At 61.0% G+C, this 16896-nt stretch carries 17 protein-coding genes; 8 read left to right on the forward strand and 9 right to left on the reverse strand.

Annotated elements, in window-relative coordinates; genetic code table 11:
- Positions 1–26: 26 nt before the first annotated feature.
- Positions 27–452, reverse strand: coding sequence for a hypothetical protein (locus CQ019_RS13230; RefSeq protein WP_146113375.1), 426 nt, complete (start codon positions 450–452; stop codon positions 27–29).
- Between the two features lie 201 nt (positions 453–653).
- Between CQ019_RS13230 and CQ019_RS13235 the strand changes: the two genes are divergently transcribed.
- The 3 genes from CQ019_RS13235 (at position 654) to CQ019_RS13245 (ending at position 2823) form a co-directional block, all read left to right on the forward strand.
- Positions 654–1310: an alpha/beta hydrolase gene (locus tag CQ019_RS13235; RefSeq protein WP_105569903.1), complete on the forward strand. Its 657-nt coding sequence runs from the start codon at positions 654–656 to the stop codon at positions 1308–1310.
- A 104-nt stretch (positions 1311–1414) separates the two neighbouring features.
- Complete coding sequence (locus CQ019_RS13240) at positions 1415–2476, forward strand: hypothetical protein (protein WP_105569904.1); 1062 nt, start codon at positions 1415–1417, stop codon at positions 2474–2476.
- Positions 2473–2823: a GntR family transcriptional regulator gene (locus CQ019_RS13245; RefSeq protein ID WP_105569905.1), complete on the forward strand. Its 351-nt coding sequence runs from the start codon at positions 2473–2475 to the stop codon at positions 2821–2823. Before CQ019_RS13240 ends, CQ019_RS13245 begins: the two co-directional genes overlap by 4 nt.
- Positions 2824–2857: 34 nt before the next feature.
- Here CQ019_RS13245 and CQ019_RS13250 read toward each other — a convergent pair whose 3' ends face one another.
- Entirely contained in the window at positions 2858–3085 is a 228-nt protein-coding gene (locus CQ019_RS13250; protein ID WP_105553761.1) for an RNA-binding S4 domain-containing protein, read from the reverse strand.
- A 302-nt stretch (positions 3086–3387) separates the two neighbouring features.
- Between CQ019_RS13250 and CQ019_RS13255 the strand changes: the two genes are divergently transcribed.
- The 3 genes from CQ019_RS13255 to CQ019_RS13265 all read left to right on the forward strand — a co-directional run bounded on the left by CQ019_RS13255 (position 3388) and on the right by CQ019_RS13265 (position 6775).
- Positions 3388–4773, forward strand: a complete 1386-nt coding sequence (locus tag CQ019_RS13255; RefSeq protein ID WP_105553760.1) for a glycine--tRNA ligase — start codon at positions 3388–3390, stop codon at positions 4771–4773.
- 5 nt (positions 4774–4778) lie between these two features.
- On the forward strand, positions 4779–5705 hold the full coding sequence (locus CQ019_RS13260; RefSeq protein WP_096287471.1) for a GNAT family N-acetyltransferase: 927 nt from the start codon (positions 4779–4781) through the stop codon (positions 5703–5705).
- Positions 5706–5788: 83 nt separating this feature from the next.
- Complete coding sequence (locus CQ019_RS13265) at positions 5789–6775, forward strand: DMT family transporter (protein WP_096287469.1); 987 nt, start codon at positions 5789–5791, stop codon at positions 6773–6775.
- Between the two features lie 102 nt (positions 6776–6877).
- Here CQ019_RS13265 and CQ019_RS13270 read toward each other — a convergent pair whose 3' ends face one another.
- From CQ019_RS13270 to CQ019_RS13300, 7 genes are all read right to left on the reverse strand, one after another.
- A complete protein-coding gene (locus CQ019_RS13270; RefSeq protein ID WP_105553758.1) occupies positions 6878–7354 on the reverse strand; it encodes an N-acetyltransferase in 477 nt (158 codons plus the stop codon).
- A gap of 179 nt (positions 7355–7533) precedes the next feature.
- The gene (locus CQ019_RS13275; RefSeq protein WP_105553757.1) at positions 7534–8523 is read right to left on the reverse strand and encodes an ABC transporter substrate-binding protein; all 990 of its coding nucleotides are present in this window, start codon (positions 8521–8523) and stop codon (positions 7534–7536) included.
- Between the two features lie 80 nt (positions 8524–8603).
- Positions 8604–9470, reverse strand: a complete 867-nt coding sequence (locus tag CQ019_RS13280; protein ID WP_105569947.1) for an ABC transporter ATP-binding protein — start codon at positions 9468–9470, stop codon at positions 8604–8606.
- A gap of 17 nt (positions 9471–9487) precedes the next feature.
- Positions 9488–10570 (reverse strand): iron-enterobactin ABC transporter permease, encoded by a 1083-nt coding sequence (fepG, locus tag CQ019_RS13285; protein ID WP_105569906.1) that lies wholly within the window; start codon positions 10568–10570, stop codon positions 9488–9490.
- Positions 10567–11712 (reverse strand): iron chelate uptake ABC transporter family permease subunit, encoded by a 1146-nt coding sequence (locus tag CQ019_RS13290; RefSeq protein ID WP_181148492.1) that lies wholly within the window; start codon positions 11710–11712, stop codon positions 10567–10569. The genes fepG and CQ019_RS13290 overlap by 4 nt, the downstream gene beginning before the upstream one ends.
- Before the next feature lie 403 nt (positions 11713–12115).
- Positions 12116–13765, reverse strand: a complete 1650-nt coding sequence (locus CQ019_RS13295) for a DUF5671 domain-containing protein (RefSeq protein WP_105569907.1) — start codon at positions 13763–13765, stop codon at positions 12116–12118.
- A gap of 2 nt (positions 13766–13767) precedes the next feature.
- The gene (locus CQ019_RS13300) at positions 13768–14238 is read right to left on the reverse strand and encodes a hypothetical protein (protein WP_146113376.1); all 471 of its coding nucleotides are present in this window, start codon (positions 14236–14238) and stop codon (positions 13768–13770) included.
- Positions 14239–14340: 102 nt separating this feature from the next.
- On the opposite strand from CQ019_RS13300, the gene dusB reads away from it, so the two are divergent.
- Both dusB and CQ019_RS13310 read left to right on the forward strand, forming a co-directional pair.
- Positions 14341–15537 (forward strand): tRNA dihydrouridine synthase DusB, encoded by a 1197-nt coding sequence (gene dusB, locus CQ019_RS13305; RefSeq protein ID WP_181148494.1) that lies wholly within the window; start codon positions 14341–14343, stop codon positions 15535–15537.
- 37 nt (positions 15538–15574) lie between these two features.
- Positions 15575–16858: a deoxyguanosinetriphosphate triphosphohydrolase gene (locus CQ019_RS13310; RefSeq protein WP_105569909.1), complete on the forward strand. Its 1284-nt coding sequence runs from the start codon at positions 15575–15577 to the stop codon at positions 16856–16858.
- Positions 16859–16896: the final 38 nt, after the last annotated feature.

A 16896-nucleotide genomic window follows, 5' to 3' on the forward strand; every position in this document is an offset into this window, starting at 1 on the left:
TAGCTGTCAATGGCGCCAGCGGGAGGTCACCCCAGCAGCGCCTTGCTGCGAGCCGCGGCATATTCTTCGCGGGTGATGATTCGCCGAGCGAACAGATCAACTAGCTCTGCGAGTTTCTGCTCCAAGTTCTTATTCCGCGCCAACAGGTGAGCGTTGGCCGGCAGTATTCCTGGATCGGACTGCGGCGAGTAGTATTTGGCCCCGGATTGCTTGGTTGACTTGAAATTACGCACAAGCAAGAAGGTGGTAGCGGCCGCCATGAGGACAAAAAGAGCGACGATGGCTCCGAAAGCAAAAGGCATCGCGTTAAAGAGCGTGTCAAGAGCGCCAAAGCTTCCGGCGGAGTCATCATCCACATAACCGAAAGGAGTCGAATCATTGAGCTCGCTGAGCTCATCAAATTCTTCCTGAGTGAGTTCTGTAATTTCTGCTGCAACCTCAGTGATATTCATGTCATCCAATATGTTCGCTCCGCGCACGTCGGGTAGCCCTCAATGCGTTGTTCGGAATGCCGCAACGCATGTTGATATCGCTAGTCAACCATGGATCTTTCAGCCTTCCCTTATTTATTCCAAACGTTACATTATTGTAATGGCGACCCAGCCGGTGAATCGATTTGCCGAATCCCTGCTGGCATCTGGTTGACTTGATGCGTGAGTGAAAATATCTGGAATCCCACCGTCATTTGGTCCCGGCCCGAAGCCGAAAGAGCCGGCACGCCGCTATTGGTCTTGCTTCATGGTTATCTTTCCAACGAGGAAGATCTCATGGGGTTGGCTCCCATGCTTCCCAAAGAGTTCACCATCGTCTCGGTGCGTGCGCCTCAGGCGCTGGGGCCCGGCTTCACGTGGTTTCCGCTGATGCAAGACCTGGATTACTCCTTCGATGAGGTGAAGGCCGCAATCTCGGACCTGTGGAGCTGGCTCGAACCGATCACCAGGCAGCACTCTTCGGTGAGCCTGCTGGGCTTCTCGATGGGCATGGCCGTGGCAACTTCGCTGTTGCGGCATCAGCCGGAGGCGATCACGGCAGTTGTCGGCCTTTCGGGGTTTGCGGTGCCGGAAGAGGGCAGCGGCTTCTTCCAAGACGAAAAGCTGCGCCAGATGCGCAAGCCACTGTTTTGGGGCCGTGATCAGGATGATCCGGTGATTACCGCCGAAAAAATTGAATACACGCACGGGTGGGCCACCAGCGACGTTCACGTCACCAAGGTGCTCTACTCGAATATGCTGCACTCGGTGAACGCGCAGGAGATGGCGCACGTGCATGAGTTCCTCAGCGCCGTAGTACTCCAAGGAGCTGCAACCTAAACGCCTTGTATCAACCTATTGACACAAGGCGTTGCCTCCTGCTTGTATTGTTCCAATGATACAAGCGGGAGGCCGGTGTGCCTCTCATCACGTGAGGAATTCACATGAGCAACGTCTTGCCGTTCTTGGTGCTAATAGGATTCGGGCTTGCCCTGACCTTGCTGATTCGTCGTGGCGTGTTATCGCAGCGGCGGGCTGACCTGGTGAATCTGGCGCATCGCGGCGCCGCCGCCGAAGCGGGAATTGCGGGGAAGGTACTGCGAGCCGTGCGTGCACGGAACATGGCGGCGCTGATAGTTGCGCTACTTGCTGGCACTTGGGCAATTTACCTCAATCAAGCTTTCCCGAAGGCCAATGGGCTGCAGCTTGTCGCGGCTCCAGTCGGCATCTGGATACTGGTAGCCATTGTTTTTATCATCTTCCCCATCCCGCACGATTTCGCCGGTGCCGAAGAAGGGAACGGCGCGCGTGTCAGCGCAGACCTCACTCCGCGATCGACGGGAATGTTTGGCCCGGCTTGGGGGATAATTGTCCCTGGAGTGATGCTCGGAGCCACCCTGATCGGACTGCTCGTTGCGGGCTTAGCATCCTCCCCGGACGAACGGGGGCGATACCGCATGCTGCCCTATGCTTCCGCCAACGGCGCCAGTCTCGACGAAAACATGATGGTCACCGAGGTGTCGCTCGGTGACGGCGCCACGGGGCCATTCCCCGGCTGGTACTACGGAATTCCGCTGCTGGTGTTCCTCGTGCTGGGGGCGCTACTGACCTTGTGGGCGTTGAACCGCAATGCTCGGCGTCCGAGCCTGCGCAGCCCTGCGCTCCAAGGTTTCGACAACGCGGTGCGCACACATAATGCTTACGTGCTGAGCACCGGGTTCAGCGCAATGCTTTGTTTTCAGTTGTTGCCGTTGCTCGCCATGGCTGCGTCAGCCATCTACAACGCTGGTTACACGCTGAATTTTGTAGTTGGCGAAACCTACACACGCGGAGCCCTACCCGAAGGTTCCACGGACCTGTGGAACGCGGCACTGGCATTGAGCCTTGCGGGCCTGGGGCTGTTGGTGCTTGTCGTCGGTGCAATACTTCTCGGTCAGCTGGCTGGCTGGATTGCCACGATTTTCAAGGCGACGGATAAGGAAATAGGGGAGGGGGTAAGCGCGTGATCACCCTTGACCCTTCGGATCCCAGCGGGCCATCCGAACAAATCAGAGCCCAGCTTGCCGCGATGATCCAAGGTGGGGAGCTCGCCGCCGAGACGAGGCTACCTCCGGTGCGGCAGCTCGCAGGTGACCTGCGTGTTGCCGTAGGTACGGTGGCCAAGGCGTATAAGGAACTTGAAATCGCCGGCCTGGTACGCACCGGGCGAGCCAACGGAACCCGAGTGAATCCGGGACAGATTCTCACCACCGCGCTGCTCTCCGAAACTCGCGCACTCGCTGGCAACGCAAAGGCCGCCGGCCTGAGCCTCGCGGAATTGCAAAGACTCGTGGCGGCGGCCTGGAACTCCTAGCCGCCGCCACAAAGGGGTGTTCAACTACCTCGAACTAAGCTGTTTCGACAACGACGGATTCGCCTTGGACGGTGACCTTGTCGCCTTGGCGCATCTGAGCGCCGCGGCGCGTTTCGACCTTGCCGTTGACCCGTACAAGGCCCTCTTCGATCAGTTGCTTTGCGTGAATGCCGTCTTCTGCCAACGAAGCGAGCTTGAGCAGCTGTCCCAGACGAATCGATTCGTCGCGGATCTGGATGGAGAATACCTCGGAATTTGCCATGCTTCTATCATCGCGCACATCGGACGGCGCGCATAAATGAATTTTTGGAAAATCCCGTATCTGTGGTGGAGCCGACAGCGCATCGTCCGAGGTATGGCTAAATCTGGCATTCCGCACGACGGCGGCAGAATTCTGGGCGCCCCGAGAGCAAGGAACTGGCGACCGCCCAAACGATGTCAGGCGCGAAGCGCAAGGGAATATCCCTTGGTGTGCGCCAGCCCGAGCAGACACGATAGGCTTAACCGGTATGTGTTTCCTACGGACCGCAACCAGCGGCCTCGTACTTTCCTTTGGAGTTGAAGATGGCGCCACAGTCCAAGCTTGATCAGGTTATTTCCCTCGCGAAGCGTCGCGGATTCGTTTTTCAGGCTGGTGAAATTTACGGTGGTTCCCGATCCGCATGGGATTACGGGCCATTAGGCACCGAGCTGAAGGAAAATATCAAGCGTGAATGGTGGCAGAGCTTCGTGCGCGGACGCGAAGACATGGTGGGGCTCGACTCCTCCATCGTTCTGCCTAAGGCTGTCTGGGAAGCCTCCGGACACGTCAAGACCTTCACCGACCCGCTGGTCGAGTGCACCCAGTGCCACAAGCGCCACCGCGAAGATCACCTGATCGAGGCATTCGTAGCCAAGAAGGGCCGTGATCCAAAGGACGGCATGAGCGAGATCGCCTGCCCCGACTGCGGAACCAAAGGCCAGTTCACCGAGCCGCAGCAGTTCTCCGGCCTGATGAAGACCTTCCTCGGCCCGGTGGATACCGAAGCCGGCATGACCTACATGCGCCCGGAAACCGCGCAGGGCATCTTCGTGAACTTCGCCAACGTGCTCAACGCCAGCCGCAAGAAGCCGCCCTTTGGCATCGGCCAGATCGGCAAGGCGTTCCGCAACGAAATCACCCCAGGCAACTTCATCTTCCGCACCCGCGAGTTCGAACAGATGGAAATCGAGTTCTTCACCGCTCCGGAAGACGCCGATCAGTGGTTCAAGCACTGGGTTGACACCTGCTGGGCCTGGTTCCTGGATCTGGGCATCAACCCGGAGAACCTGCGCCAGTTCGACGTGCCGGAAGACGACCGCGCCCACTATTCGGCTGGCACCATCGACTTCGAGTACCGCTTCGGCTTCCAGGGCTCGGAATGGGGCGAGCTCATGGGCGTCGCCAACCGCACCGACTACGACCTGACCAGCCACAAGGATGCTTCGGGTTCCGATCTGTCGTACTTCAACCAGGCCTCCGGCGAACGCTACGTGCCATTCGTGATCGAGCCTTCCTTCGGCCTGACCCGTTCCATGATGGCTTTCCTGGTGGATGCCTACACCGAGGACGAAGCACCGAATACCAAGGGCGGCGTGGACAAGCGCACCGTGCTGAAGCTGGATCCGCGTCTGGCACCGGTCAAGGCGGCCGTGTTGCCGTTGAGCCGCAACGAATCGCTGTCCCCGAAGGCCAAGGACTTGGCCGCCGAGCTGCGCAAGCGCTGGAATATCGATTTTGACGACGCCGGCGCCATTGGCCGCCGCTACCGCCGCCAGGATGAGATCGGCACCCCGTTCTGCATCACCGTGGACTTCGATACTCTCGATGACCACGCGGTCACCATCCGCGAACGCGACACCATGGCGCAGGAACGCGTGGCCCTTGACCAGGTCACGACCTACCTATCCGAGCGTCTGAACGGAGCCTAGGGCGCATGAGCGATCTAGCATTCCGCGCCTGGCGTTCTGGCGATGACCTCGAATTGCTGCAGATCTTCGGCGATCCGCTGTCTCCGCAGGCGTACCAGGACCGCACCATGCTGCGCGAGGACAGCGATGCGCCGTTCTCGCGCACCCTGGTGGCCACCAGCGAATCCGTAGCTATCGGCGCCGGCGTGATCTTTGCTTCCTCGCTGCACCCGCAGCGTTTGTGGCTCTACGTGGAGGTGGCCCCAACCCACCGCCGTCAAGGCGTGGGCACCGAGCTGGTGGCGCAGCTGCGGACTTTGATTCCGGCCGGGGAAAGCACCGAACTGAAGTCGCGGTACACCGTGACCGCCGGCGACCCGGCGCAGGCCGCCGGCGGTTTCTGTGCGGCCCTCGGACTGGGAGAGATCCAGGTATCGCGGGACGTCATCCTGGAACCCGGTGCGCTGGCCGAACCGGACTTTGACAACAACGACCGGGTCATCGAGGATATCGCTACCGGCAGCGTCGAATTGACCAAGCTTGTCATGGACTTCTACAACGCCACCCACCAGTGGGACCCGGCGAAGATGACCGTGGGCTCGGCGCAGAAGATGCTGCTCGACGAAAGCACCGGCGCCCAGGGCGCCATCGTGCTGCGCGACAAGCCACGCAGCGAAGGCGGAAAGATCCTGGCCTTCGCGATCAGCTATATCCCGGCCCGCGAGGAATCACCCACCGACGTGCTGGTGGGCTCCAACCCGGCATTCAGCGATGACCAGGTGGCCGAGTCGGTTCGCGACCTGGTTGCCATGCTGGTTTACCAATACCCGGTGAAGCTGGAGGTCGACTCGTCGATGTTCGTGCTTTCCTCCTTGGTGGATGCCCTGGCCACCGTTGAGCAGGCAACGATCATCTCAACGACGCACATTCTGGCGAGCGACTACGCCAACTAAGTAGTTCCCAGGCGGGACCCGGCAGGGTCCCGCCTTTGCTTTCCCCGCAATGCATTTGCCCAGTATCTGAGAAAGAACCACGAGTGAACAATTCGCTTAGCACCACCTTGAGCCCCGGCCTGAAGCTGGTGTATCTGCTGATCGCCGTGGCCACCGGACTGCTCATGCCGATTCAGAGCCGCGTCAACGGTGCCTTGGGTGTTGAGCTGGGCGACGCGGTTGCCGCCGCGCTGGTCAGTTTTCTGGTGGGGCTGGTGGCATTGACCATCATCCACCTTGTGGTCCCCGGCGCCCGCCGGGCCGCGCGCTCGGTGCCCCGCGTCATCCGCGAGCGTCAATTCCCGTGGTGGTATCTGGCCGCCGGCGCGGTAGGCGGATTTGTGGTGGTCAGCCAGTCGGCCGCGGTTCCGTTGGTTGGCGTGGCGCTATTTACCGTGAGCCTGGTGACCGGCCAGACCGTCGGCTCGATGATCGTGGACCGGATCGGCTTCGGTCCGGCAGGGCCACGAAAGATCAGTGCGCTGCGCCTGGCCGGGGCGGCGCTCACGGTGATCGGAGTAATCTGGGCCGTCAGCCCACGCATTAATACGGACATCGAGCTGACCACGCTGCTGCTGCCCATGATCTTCTCACTCGTGGTGGGCATACTCATGGGATTCCAATCGGCTTCCAACGGGGTGCAGGCACAAGCTTATGGCACCCCGATAACCGCTACACTGATGAACTTTGTCGTGGGCAGCTTGATGCTCGCGGTGATCTTGCTGGTGCGCCTGCCCGCTGTTTCCCCGCTCGGGGCCCCGCCAAGCCAATGGTGGTTTTACGTCGGCGGGCTGCTTGGATGCGTTTTTATCGGCGTCTCCGCATTCATGGTCAAGCATCTAGGGGTGCTGTTCACCGGCTTGTGCATGATCTGCGGCCAGCTGCTCGGCTCGCTCCTGATGGATTTGCTGGTACCCACCGACGGGTCGCAGATTAGCTTTGCCACGGTAGCCGGCACCGTGCTGACCCTGCTCGCGGTAGCGCTCGCATCGGTCAGCGGCACCGGAAAACTCACCCGCAAGCGCAACTAGGGGATTCTGCTCTCTATGGCTGACGGGCCATCAGGACCGCCGATGCGATTACGGCGCTTTGGGCTCGGCCCCGGGCTGCGCGCATGACCGGGCACCGGGTGCCTATTCGGCCACGAGACTTTTCCGCATCTTTACGCTTGTGGTTTCGTATCCGAGCGACTCGTAGAGCCCTCGCGCCGAGCGATTGAAGCCGAATACGCTCAGCCCCAGGGTGCACGCTCCTTGTGATCGCGCATAATCTTCGGCCAGCAGCATGCCTGCCTTGCCATGTCCCCTGCCGCGGGCATCGGAGTCGACGACAATGTCCCACACCCACCAAGAGGTCGGATCCTTCGACTGATCCGGTCCGACCCAGATATAGCCGACCGCAGATCCGTTCTCGTCGATCAGATTAAATACCGCATTCGCTGAATTGGGGCGCTCCGTGGGAAACGCCCCGCGGAGCGTAAGCTCCGCCTGCGACCTGGCGGCTTCGGTGGTGCTTCCCAACGAGACCAGATCGGCGGCATACTCGCTGGCGCTTCGTTCCATCCATGCTGGGAACTCTGCGGGCTCCAAGGCAACCAGTCGAATAGTCATGGCTCAAGCCTAAGCCGATTTCTGCCACGGGATGAACGCCGCAATCGGCTACCAGCCGGTGAGCCCGGTGGCAGGCACCGCCCGGACGGCAACGAATCCGGTTCCCGCGTTCGCCCTAAAACGGGCGGAAACCGGATCTCGTGCCGAGATGTGGGCAACACCTTCGAGCCGGCCAGCCGCTAGGAACCGAAGGTTTTGGCATCTTCGAGAATGTCGATGAGCTGATCGAACCACTGCACGTAGCTGGCGTAGGTGTAGGGGCGTTTGTCATCCCACTCCACGACTTGGCCGGACTGCACCGCAGGCAGTGAGGAGAACACCGGATGGTCTTTGACCTGTGCTGCCGTCCCCGAGTAGCTGAGCACCACGTCTGCCGGGTAGTCACTGACCTTTTCCCAACTCAGTGAGGCCCACCCGCTATCAGCGGTCGGGCCGGCTATTTCGAATCCCAGGTCCTCGAGCAAGGCGAGCTGGCCGATGGTTTTCTGACCGACGTAGAGCTCATCGTAACCGTTGAGCGCGATGATCCTCAGCCCGGGCTTTTCGGCAGCGATGCCCTTCAGCGTCTCGAGCCGCTCGGTGAAAGCCGTTTTGTCTTGCACCGCCGACTCGGTGTTCGTATCACCGCCGAGCGCTTCGGCTAGGGCGGCATAGTCCTCGATGACGCTTTGAACCGGGCGGCCGCCTGATTTAATCGGCAGGTATGGTGCGGTGGCGGTAGCTTCGCCCTGGACCTTCTCATCCCACCAGGTCCAGCCGGTGCCTTCGGAGTTGCCGTAGCCGATAATCACCTCGGGGTCCAAGGAGAGCAGCTTCTCCAGGTTGAACTCCGCGTCCTTGCCGACGATCGTCATCTGGCTGACATCCGCGTTGCCTACCGAAAGTCCGCCTTCTTCGGTGAGTCCATAGCCAAAGACACCGGTGGGGCGGACGCCGTAGTCCCACAGCGCGGCCGCGGAGTAGGAATCCACGACAATCGATTCGGGCAGCTGGTCCAGGGTAGTGGTCTTCTCATAGAACGAGTCGGTAAACGACCACGAGCCGTGCAGGGTCTCTGGCGAAGCGCCGGTGCTCGCATTTTCAGCGCTCTGCGCTCCACAGCTGGTGAGCGCGATGATTGAGGCGGCGCTGAGCATGGTCAGCAGCGTGCGTCGGGTAGGTGCAGTCATATTCGGTTCATCTTTCGGTTAGGTGCGGCGCGTCCGGAGCCGGCCGGCCAAGGCAATATTCTGGTGGTGTTGACGAGCCGCTAGGCCCAGCTCTCTACGTCACCCAGGGGAACGACCAGCGGCGTCCGGGATACGGGGTCCTCGATGATCCGGCAGCGCAGCCCGAAGACCTCGTGAATCAGCTCTTCGGTGACGATCTCGGACGGCGCACCGGTGGCCACGATGGCGCCGTCCTTCATGGCAATCAGATGATTGGCATAACGGCATGCGTGATTCAGATCGTGGAGCACCGCGACCACCGTGTGCCCCTTGCTCCGGTTGAGCTGGCGGCAGAGCTCCATGATTTCTATCTGGTGCGAAATATCGAGGTAGGTGGTGGGTTCGTCCAGTAGCAGCAGCGGGGTTTGCTGCGCAAGCACCATCGCGACCCAGACGCGTTGGCGTTGTCCTCCGGAGAGCTCATCGACCAGCCTGCGTGAAAGGCTGGCCGTATTGGTCGCTAGCAGGGCTTCGAGCACCGCGCTCTCGTCCGCTGCAGACCATTGCGAGAGTAGCTTCTGATGCGGGTAGCGACCGCGAGCCACCAGATCTGCGACGGTGATTCCATCCGGGGCAATCGAGGACTGGGGGAGCAGCCCCAACCGCTTGGCAACGTCCTTGGCAGGAAGCCTATGGATCGGTTTTCCGTCCAAGATAACCTGCCCGGCCAGGGGCTTGAGCAGACGCGACAGCGCGCGCAGCAAGGTTGATTTGCCGCAGGCGTTCGGACCGATAATGACGGAAAATGATCCGTCGGGGATCGCGACGTTCAGCTCCTGGGAGATGGTGCGCTGTTCGTAGCCCAGAGTAAGATCGTGGCCGCTTAGCCGAGAGGTGGTTGACTCCCCAAGGCGGCCAGGGGCATTGGTGAGCTGGGGATCTCGAACCGATGGCTGGCTTGTTCTCATCTGCAACTTATTGCCTTTCAACTTCTTTTCGCCTCGCGGAGCAAGAGCCAGATCAAATAAATGCCGCCTACGCTGACCGTGACCACGCCGACCGGTAGCGCGGTCTCCGGAACCAGGCGCTGGGCCATCAGATCGCTGAAAAGCAAGAGCACCGCACCGAGAATGGCCGATGAGCCCATGCGGACTCCCGCGCTGCGCGTTAAACGCCGGGCTACTTGGGGTGCGGCCAGGGCGATAAACGAAATAGGCCCGGCGGCGGCCGTGGCCAGTGCGGTGAAGCCGACGCCGACCACCATCAGCAGGAGCCTGGCGGGCTCAACTCGAATGCCCAACGCGCTGGCGGCGTCGTCTCCCATCTCCAGCATGTGCATCCGCGGGGCCAGCATGGCGGCGGCGATGAAAAAGACGGTGACCGCGAGCAACGCCGGTTGTGCGTGCTCCCACCCCATCGCATTGAGCGACCCGGCGCCCCAGACGGCCGCGGACATCGCTTCTTCGAGCCCGGCACGCAGGATCAGCCAAGTATTCAGCGACGCGAGAATGGCGCTGAACGCAATCCCGACGATGATCAACCGGAAACCTTGGGACCCGCGGCGATAAGCCAAGAGATATACCAATGCAGCCGTCAGCAGGCCTCCGAGAAGTGCCCCAGCGGCAATCTGAAAATATCCTCCGCCAGCGAGAAAAATAACCGCCAAGGCGCCGGTGTATGCGCCGGTGTTGAACCCGATGATGTCCGGGCTGCCCAAAGGGTTCCGAGTCAGCGACTGGAAAATCGCTCCGCTGATACCCAAAGCCGCGCCGAGCGCCAGGGCCATGACTACCCGCGGCAAGCGCCAGGAGAGCACCACCAGCTCGCTCGAGCTGCTGCCGGTGCCGAGCAGCGCACGCAGAAGCTCTATGGCCGAGAAAGTTATTTCGCCTGTGGCTAGGGCCCAGAGCGCTAGCACGAGACCGAGCGCAGCAAAGATCGCGCAGACGATGATCGAACGGCGCTGCACGCGGAGCGAGAAGCGGCCGCCAGGCGATGAAAGCACCGTGTGCCCTGGCCCGAAATCCACGCGTTGAGCGGAAGCGAGAGTGTTGCCCGTGGTGGTCATAGCCCGCTGACCTGCTTTCGGCGGACCAGCCAGATCAGCACCGGCGCGCCCACGAAGGCCGTCACGATGCCGACCTGCAACTCACCGGGCGGAGCAACTACGCGGCCGATGACGTCCGAGACCAAAAGCAGCACCGGTCCCAACGCCAGGCTATAGAGGACAATCCACCGTTGATCCGCGCCGACGATCCATCGGGCGATGTGCGGAACCATCAGCCCCACGAACCCGATGGGGCCGGCAGCCGCGGTGGCGGCGCCGCACAATAATGTCACCGCAACGATGACCGCAACGCGGGTTCGCGTGACGTTGCTTCCCAATGCGCGGGCCATGTCCTCACCCAGCGAAACCGCATTGAGCGAGCGTGTGCAGAAAAAGGCCAGGCATAATCCTGCCACGACAAAAGGCAGGATCACCCAGACCATATCCAAGGTCCGGTTGTTCAAGGTACCGGCGCCCCAAAACCGCATCCGGTCGAATGCCTCCGGGTTCAGCAACGTGATGCCACTTGAGATCCCGCCGAGCATGGCGCCCAAGGCAACGCCCGAGAGGGTCAGCTTGATCGGTGTAGCGCCGGACCGTCCACGGGAGCCTATGAGATACACCAGCACGGTGGTGATGATTGCTCCACCGAATGCGAACCAGATGTAATCGGCAATGGAGACGATGCCGAATACGGCAACTGCAAGGACAACCGCGAAGGCGGCACCCGCGTTGACACCAAGAATTCCCGGGTCAGCTAGCGGATTGCGGGTCAAGGCCTGGATCAACGCGCCGCCCACGGCTAGCGCCAGCCCAGCCATGAGGCCGACCAACGTACGCGGTACGCGCAGTTCGTTGAGTATCACTAAATTTTCCTGGGTGCCCAGGCCTGCTAAACCCCGGAATACCTCGACGGCCGGAATCCACTTAGCGCCAACAGCGAGCGACAAGAGCACCGATACGCCGAGCGCTGCGAGTGCTAGCGCGAATCCAACCGCGCGGGTCGCATTGCTCGCAGCTAAACCGGTACGGGTTTCAGTTGAATTTGCTTCGGGGGCAGCAAGGCCAGGCAGGGACGCGACGGCCTCATCGGTCGCCGGAGCGGGTTCGACCCCTGGGACTAATTCCTCGGGCTCTGCGGAGATCTGCGTCGGAGTTCGCATCAGACCTTCTTGAGTTAGGTAATGCTCACCTATCTGATGGCACAAAAGAAAACAGTATCATCTTCTTATTCGGAAGTATCGCAAGATTACGACGGGGACCCCGTGGCCCCTCGGTCGAATAACCGGTCGCCGGCTTGGAATGATGGACGAGCTATGAAGAAATTCGGGTTGGAGGACCCAGTGTTGGGTGCCCTAACTAACTTCGCTGAAACGCCTTGCTCGAGCGGCAGGCGTACCGCGCTTCACGCGGTGTGCATGAAATGCTCTATTTGATCCATCGGCTGGCGCTGAGCAATTGCATTGAGATAAAAAACCGCCATCGTGCCCTGAAATAGGGCACGAAGGCGGGGTGAAGCAGGTCGCAACCGGGGCTGGAATTTCCCTATTCGGGTCGCATCTGGGCTCAGGCCAGTGAGACGAATTGCGCTTTGCCGGAAGAATCAACGGTTACCAGCAGCCCGGACGCTTCAGAATCGATTCGGGTGGAGACTTCAGTGAGCAGCTGGTCCAGGGCGTCCTGCGCAGGAGCAGTGCCTGTGCAGGGCACCCAGTGAAGTTGGATGTGCTTCAGTTGACGCAGTCCTTCGAGCAGGTAATCGGAGCCTTGCGGCGCAACGATCATCAGGCTGCGTGCAATTTCGGCTGCCGGGAGATTCTCCGAGGACACGGAGCTCAGCAGCTGGCGATCCGAACGCCACAAGAAGAAGTGGTACGTGGCAACCAGCGCGGTGGCAACTAGCCAGCCGAAAGGTGCTCGGATCATCTCCAAGAGGCTTCCCGAGCCGGTGCTAACCAGCAGGAATTCGAAGATTCGGTAGCCAACAACAAGCAGCGAAATCAGGGCCACCAGTGCACTGCAACCGAAGAACATCACCAGGTAGACGCGTCGGGAGGCCGGTTTGGCAGGTGCCATGGGGCGGAAGAAAAACACCCAAGCTAGCGCGCCGACAACCAGAAACGCGATTCCGGCGCGGAGCACCGATGCCGAGGTGCCTGTGGAGAACGGAACCGCGAGCGAGGCCAGAAGGGCATTGATGACCATGCCCAAACCGCTGGCGCCGATGGCCAGTGCGGCGCCGCTAACGATCTGCCGGGAAACCTCCGCTGACCACGTGCCGCGTGTGTTCAATTTTGCCTGATGATAGATCCACACGATTAAACTGACCAGCAGCCCGGCGATTAATGGCGGGCCGTCGATGGTGAGGTCCTCGACCCAGGTGTCCGACCCCACGGGTAGCGGGAGCAGTAGGGACAGCAGCCCCGCCGCGCAGAGCAGCGAGAACACCGCGGGCAAAGAAATTCCGATGATGACGTAGCTGAAATCCGTAAAATCATCAACCATGCTGTGCACGCGCTGCACTGTCCAATGCCACCACCATAGGAGGAGTGCGCCAAACGTCCAGACTGCAGCCGCCAATAACTGGGGGAGAGCGGTGGGCGCTCCTAGCAGGATTTCCTGCGGTGAAAGGAGCTCGCTGACGGCACGCTGCACCAAGTACACGGACGAAATGCCGGCCAGTACCAGGGCGTAGGCAGAACCCAGCGCAGGAGCGAGCGAGGGGAGCTCTGTGGGTGCGTACTTCGGGCTATTGATCAAGCGGTACTGCCACACAAAAACCAGGCCCCAGCCCAATCCGGCGCCCAGCAACGACTGCCAGCCGGTGCCGTTCCTGGGGTCGACCAACTCGGCGAATAATCGGAGGAAGGATATTGAAGACATTGCCAGGGCAAGCACGTACACGGCCGCGGCCTGCAAGGACCAAATAGCGGCGTCAACCGGATTGACCTGTTGGAGGTTTTTTCGGACCGTGCGCCACAGCAGCCAGGTGAGGGGGCCGGCGATCAAGGTGAAAGACAGTCCCACCGCGAGTTCGGTGGATCCGCTGTAGGCCGGAACGAAGCCACGCAAGAGCATCGAGATCAGGGTCGAAAGTCCCGAGCCGAGGACCATGAGCAAAATGAACAACAAGCCGTGCAGAATTAGTTGGCGAAGGCTGGTCACCGTTTGCCCGGCCACCGCGTGATTGGGCCGTTGCGTGGTGGGGTTGCTCATGGCTAGTACCCCAACATTTCTTCGTCGGTGCACATATTGACCTGCCATGGGGCAACCAGGATTTTCCACTCCGAGCCGACCTGGGTCAGCTGGAAGGAATCCTGGTACGCGTACATGCCGAAGAAGGAATCGTAAACAGCGCTGGTGTCATCGTTGAAGGTCACGTGGACCTCGGCGCTGTTGCCGGTGATCACGGTTTTTATCAGGCTCACCTCGGGGTCGCGCAGCTCTGCAGACAAGGGGTCGCAGAGCTGCTTGTCTGCAGCGTTATGAACGAAATTCTTCGCGGTATCCATATCGGCGTCGGCGATGGCCATGATGTAGCGCTGGACGGCGCCCTCCGGGGTGTTCTCGGCAAGCAACGGGGCCGCGGGGCGCAGGGCAACGGAGATCAGGGCGGCTATAACCAATGCCACACAGAGCGCACCAAGGGCTATCAATGACAGCCGTACGCGCGAATAATTACTTGTCATCCCATAATTCTGCCTGTTAGATATAAGATAATCCAGCTACGCATGGTTGCGATTTGATATAGATCTCACCCGAGATTTGCTCGGGTTTGAGATAATGGTTGTGTGACGATCCTTTCTGCTACCCAAACCACCGAGTCGACCGACGTTCCGGCCCTTGAGCTGCCCCCGCTACAGCTGGGCAAGCACACCATCGAAACCCCGGTGATCCTGGCCCCCATGGCTGGCATCACCAACCGAGCGTTCCGTCGACTGTGCCGTGAATACGGTGGCGGCGTGTATGTAACCGAAATGGTCACCGCACGCGCCCTGGTGGAGCGAAACGCCGAGTCGATGCGCATCATCTCCCACGACGAGGATGAGGAGCTGCGCTCCATCCAGATTTACGGTGTGGACCCGAATACCGTGCGCGCCGCGGTGCGCATGGTCATCGACGAAGACCGCGCCGACCATATCGACCTGAATTTCGGTTGCCCGGTCCCGAAGGTCACCCGCAAGGGCGGTGGCGCCGCGCTGCCGTGGAAGACGGACCTTTTCACCTCCATTATCGAAGCGGCCACCTCCGAGGCAGCCAAGGGCGAGGTGCCGTTGACCATCAAGATGCGCAAGGGCATCGACGAGGACCACCTGACGTACATCGAGTCGGCCAAAATCGCTCGTGACCACGGCGCCGCCGCAGTCACCCTGCACGGCCGCACCTCCCGCCAGTACTACGCAGGAAAGGCCGACTGGGAAGCCATCGCCACCTTGCGCGAAGCCCTGGCGGATATTCCGGTGCTGGGCAATGGAGACATCTTCAGTGCCGAAGACGCCATCGAGATGGTCGAGCAGACCGGAGTCGACGGCATCGTGGTGGGCCGCGGCTGCCAGGGGCGCCCGTGGCTTTTCGGCGATCTGCAGGCCGCTTTCGAAGGGCGGCCGCAGCGTTTCCGCCCCGGCGTGCGCGAAGTGGCGGACACCGTGTACCGCCACGGAGAGCTGCTGGCCGAGTACTTCGAGGATGAAGGCAAGGGGATGCGCGACATCCGCAAGCATATTGCCTGGTACTTCAAGGGCTATCCGGTGGGCGGCGATATCCGCGCCCAGCTGGCCCAGGTGCCGTCCTTGGAGCGCCTGCGCGAACTGCTGAATGAACTCGATCTGGATTTGGGCTACCCGGGCTCTGCCGCCGAGGGGACCCGTGGACGTGCCGGAACGCCGAAGAAAACCCACCTGCCAGACGGCTGGCTGAGCTCGCGTGAGATGTCCGATGAGCATCGGGTCATGATCAAGGCAGCTGAGTTAGACATCTCCGGTGGATAAGTGAACGAGTGACCCAAAAAGTCACTAGACTCTTTATATGACCGAGATCAACGGATATACCGAAGCTGATCAGGAACGTTGGGTGCCCGAACCGGCTAAGAAGTCGTATCGCACCGCGTTCGCACGTGATCGCGCCCGGGTTTTGCACTCCTCGGCGCTGCGCCGGCTGGGTGCCAAAACCCAGGTGGTCTCACCCACGCTGAACGATTTCGTGCGGACCAGGCTGACCCACTCCCTGGAAGTGGCGCAGGTGGGACGCGAACTCGGGGCCGCCTTGGGCTGCGATCCCGACATCGTAGACACCGCGTGCCTGGCCCACGACCTAGGCCACCCGCCCTTCGGCCACAACGGTGAGAAAGCCTTGAACAAGCTGTCCAAGGACATCGGTGGTTTCGAAGGCAATGCGCAGACCCTGCGCCTGCTCACTCGGCTGGAGACCAAGACATTCCGTCATAACGGCCATTCGGCCGGGCTGAACCTTTCACGAGCTGCCCTGGACGCCTCGTGCAAGTACCCTTGGCGGCGTGAAGATGCGCCGATGCGAAACGGGAAGAAGACGAAGAAATTCGGCGTCTATACCGATGACCGGCCGGTCTTCGACTGGCTGCGCAGCGGCCCGGATTCGGTGCTCGGCCAGGTGTGCATGGAAGGCCAAGTCATGGATCTGGCCGATGACATCTCCTACTCGGTGCATGACGTGGAAGACGCGATAGTCGGAGGGCGCCTGCAACTGCGCTGGCTGCTCGAATCCGCGCAAAGGGACCGCGCCCTGCAAGTGACCAAGGACTGGTACCTGCCCACCACGAACGAGTCAGATATCGAGGCGGCATTGGCTCGCCTGGAAGCCTCGGCCGAGTGGGTATCGCACGCCGACGGCTCACGCCGGGCACGAGCGGCGCTCAAGGATATGACCAGCCAATTCATCGGACGGTTCTGCCAGGCGGCCATGGACGCCACGCGCAGCGAGTACGGGCAGGGAAGCCTGACCCGGTACAACGCACAGCTGATCGTTCCCGAGGAAACCGAACACGAGATCGCGGTGATGAAGGGGATCGCCGCGAACTTCGTGATGACCAACGAAGAGCGCCAGCCAATCTATGCGCGGCAGCGGGAAATACTCACCGACCTGGTGGAGTTGTTATCCGATAAGGAAGACAAATACCTCGATTCCATCTTCGCCGCCGACTACAAGGACGCGGCGGACTCGCATGAACGTTTGCGGGTGATCATCGATCAGGTCGCCTCGTTGACCGACGCTTCGGCCCTGGAATGGCACACGGCGCTGGTCAAGGGCGAGAGCTTCGAACCGAAGCTTTTCTAGGCTGAGCATCATGCACAGCCCGTGACGCGCGCAGCCTA

It is taken from the genome of Arthrobacter sp. MYb229 (genome assembly GCF_002975405.1).
Taxonomy (GTDB): domain Bacteria; phylum Actinomycetota; class Actinomycetes; order Actinomycetales; family Micrococcaceae; genus Glutamicibacter.

What these genes read in the sequence shown, in the direction of transcription:
- CQ019_RS13230 (WP_146113375.1), bottom strand. Translation starts at nt 452, where the DNA reads ATGAATATCACTGAGGTTGCAGCAGAAATTACAGAACTCACTCAGGAA.
- CQ019_RS13240 (WP_105569904.1), top strand. Translation starts at nt 1,415, where the DNA reads ATGAGCAACGTCTTGCCGTTCTTGGTGCTAATAGGATTCGGGCTTGCC.
- CQ019_RS13250 (WP_105553761.1), bottom strand. Translation starts at nt 3,085, where the DNA reads ATGGCAAATTCCGAGGTATTCTCCATCCAGATCCGCGACGAATCGATT.
- CQ019_RS13255 (WP_105553760.1), top strand. Translation starts at nt 3,388, where the DNA reads ATGGCGCCACAGTCCAAGCTTGATCAGGTTATTTCCCTCGCGAAGCGT.
- CQ019_RS13260 (WP_096287471.1), top strand. Translation starts at nt 4,779, where the DNA reads ATGAGCGATCTAGCATTCCGCGCCTGGCGTTCTGGCGATGACCTCGAA.
- CQ019_RS13270 (WP_105553758.1), bottom strand. Translation starts at nt 7,354, where the DNA reads ATGACTATTCGACTGGTTGCCTTGGAGCCCGCAGAGTTCCCAGCATGG.
- CQ019_RS13275 (WP_105553757.1), bottom strand. Translation starts at nt 8,523, where the DNA reads ATGACTGCACCTACCCGACGCACGCTGCTGACCATGCTCAGCGCCGCC.
- CQ019_RS13280 (WP_105569947.1), bottom strand. Translation starts at nt 9,470, where the DNA reads ATGAGAACAAGCCAGCCATCGGTTCGAGATCCCCAGCTCACCAATGCC.
- fepG (WP_105569906.1), bottom strand. Translation starts at nt 10,570, where the DNA reads ATGACCACCACGGGCAACACTCTCGCTTCCGCTCAACGCGTGGATTTC.
- CQ019_RS13290 (WP_181148492.1), bottom strand. Translation starts at nt 11,712, where the DNA reads ATGCGAACTCCGACGCAGATCTCCGCAGAGCCCGAGGAATTAGTCCCA.
- CQ019_RS13295 (WP_105569907.1), bottom strand. Translation starts at nt 13,765, where the DNA reads ATGAGCAACCCCACCACGCAACGGCCCAATCACGCGGTGGCCGGGCAA.
- CQ019_RS13300 (WP_146113376.1), bottom strand. Translation starts at nt 14,238, where the DNA reads ATGACAAGTAATTATTCGCGCGTACGGCTGTCATTGATAGCCCTTGGT.
- CQ019_RS13310 (WP_105569909.1), top strand. Translation starts at nt 15,575, where the DNA reads ATGACCGAGATCAACGGATATACCGAAGCTGATCAGGAACGTTGGGTG.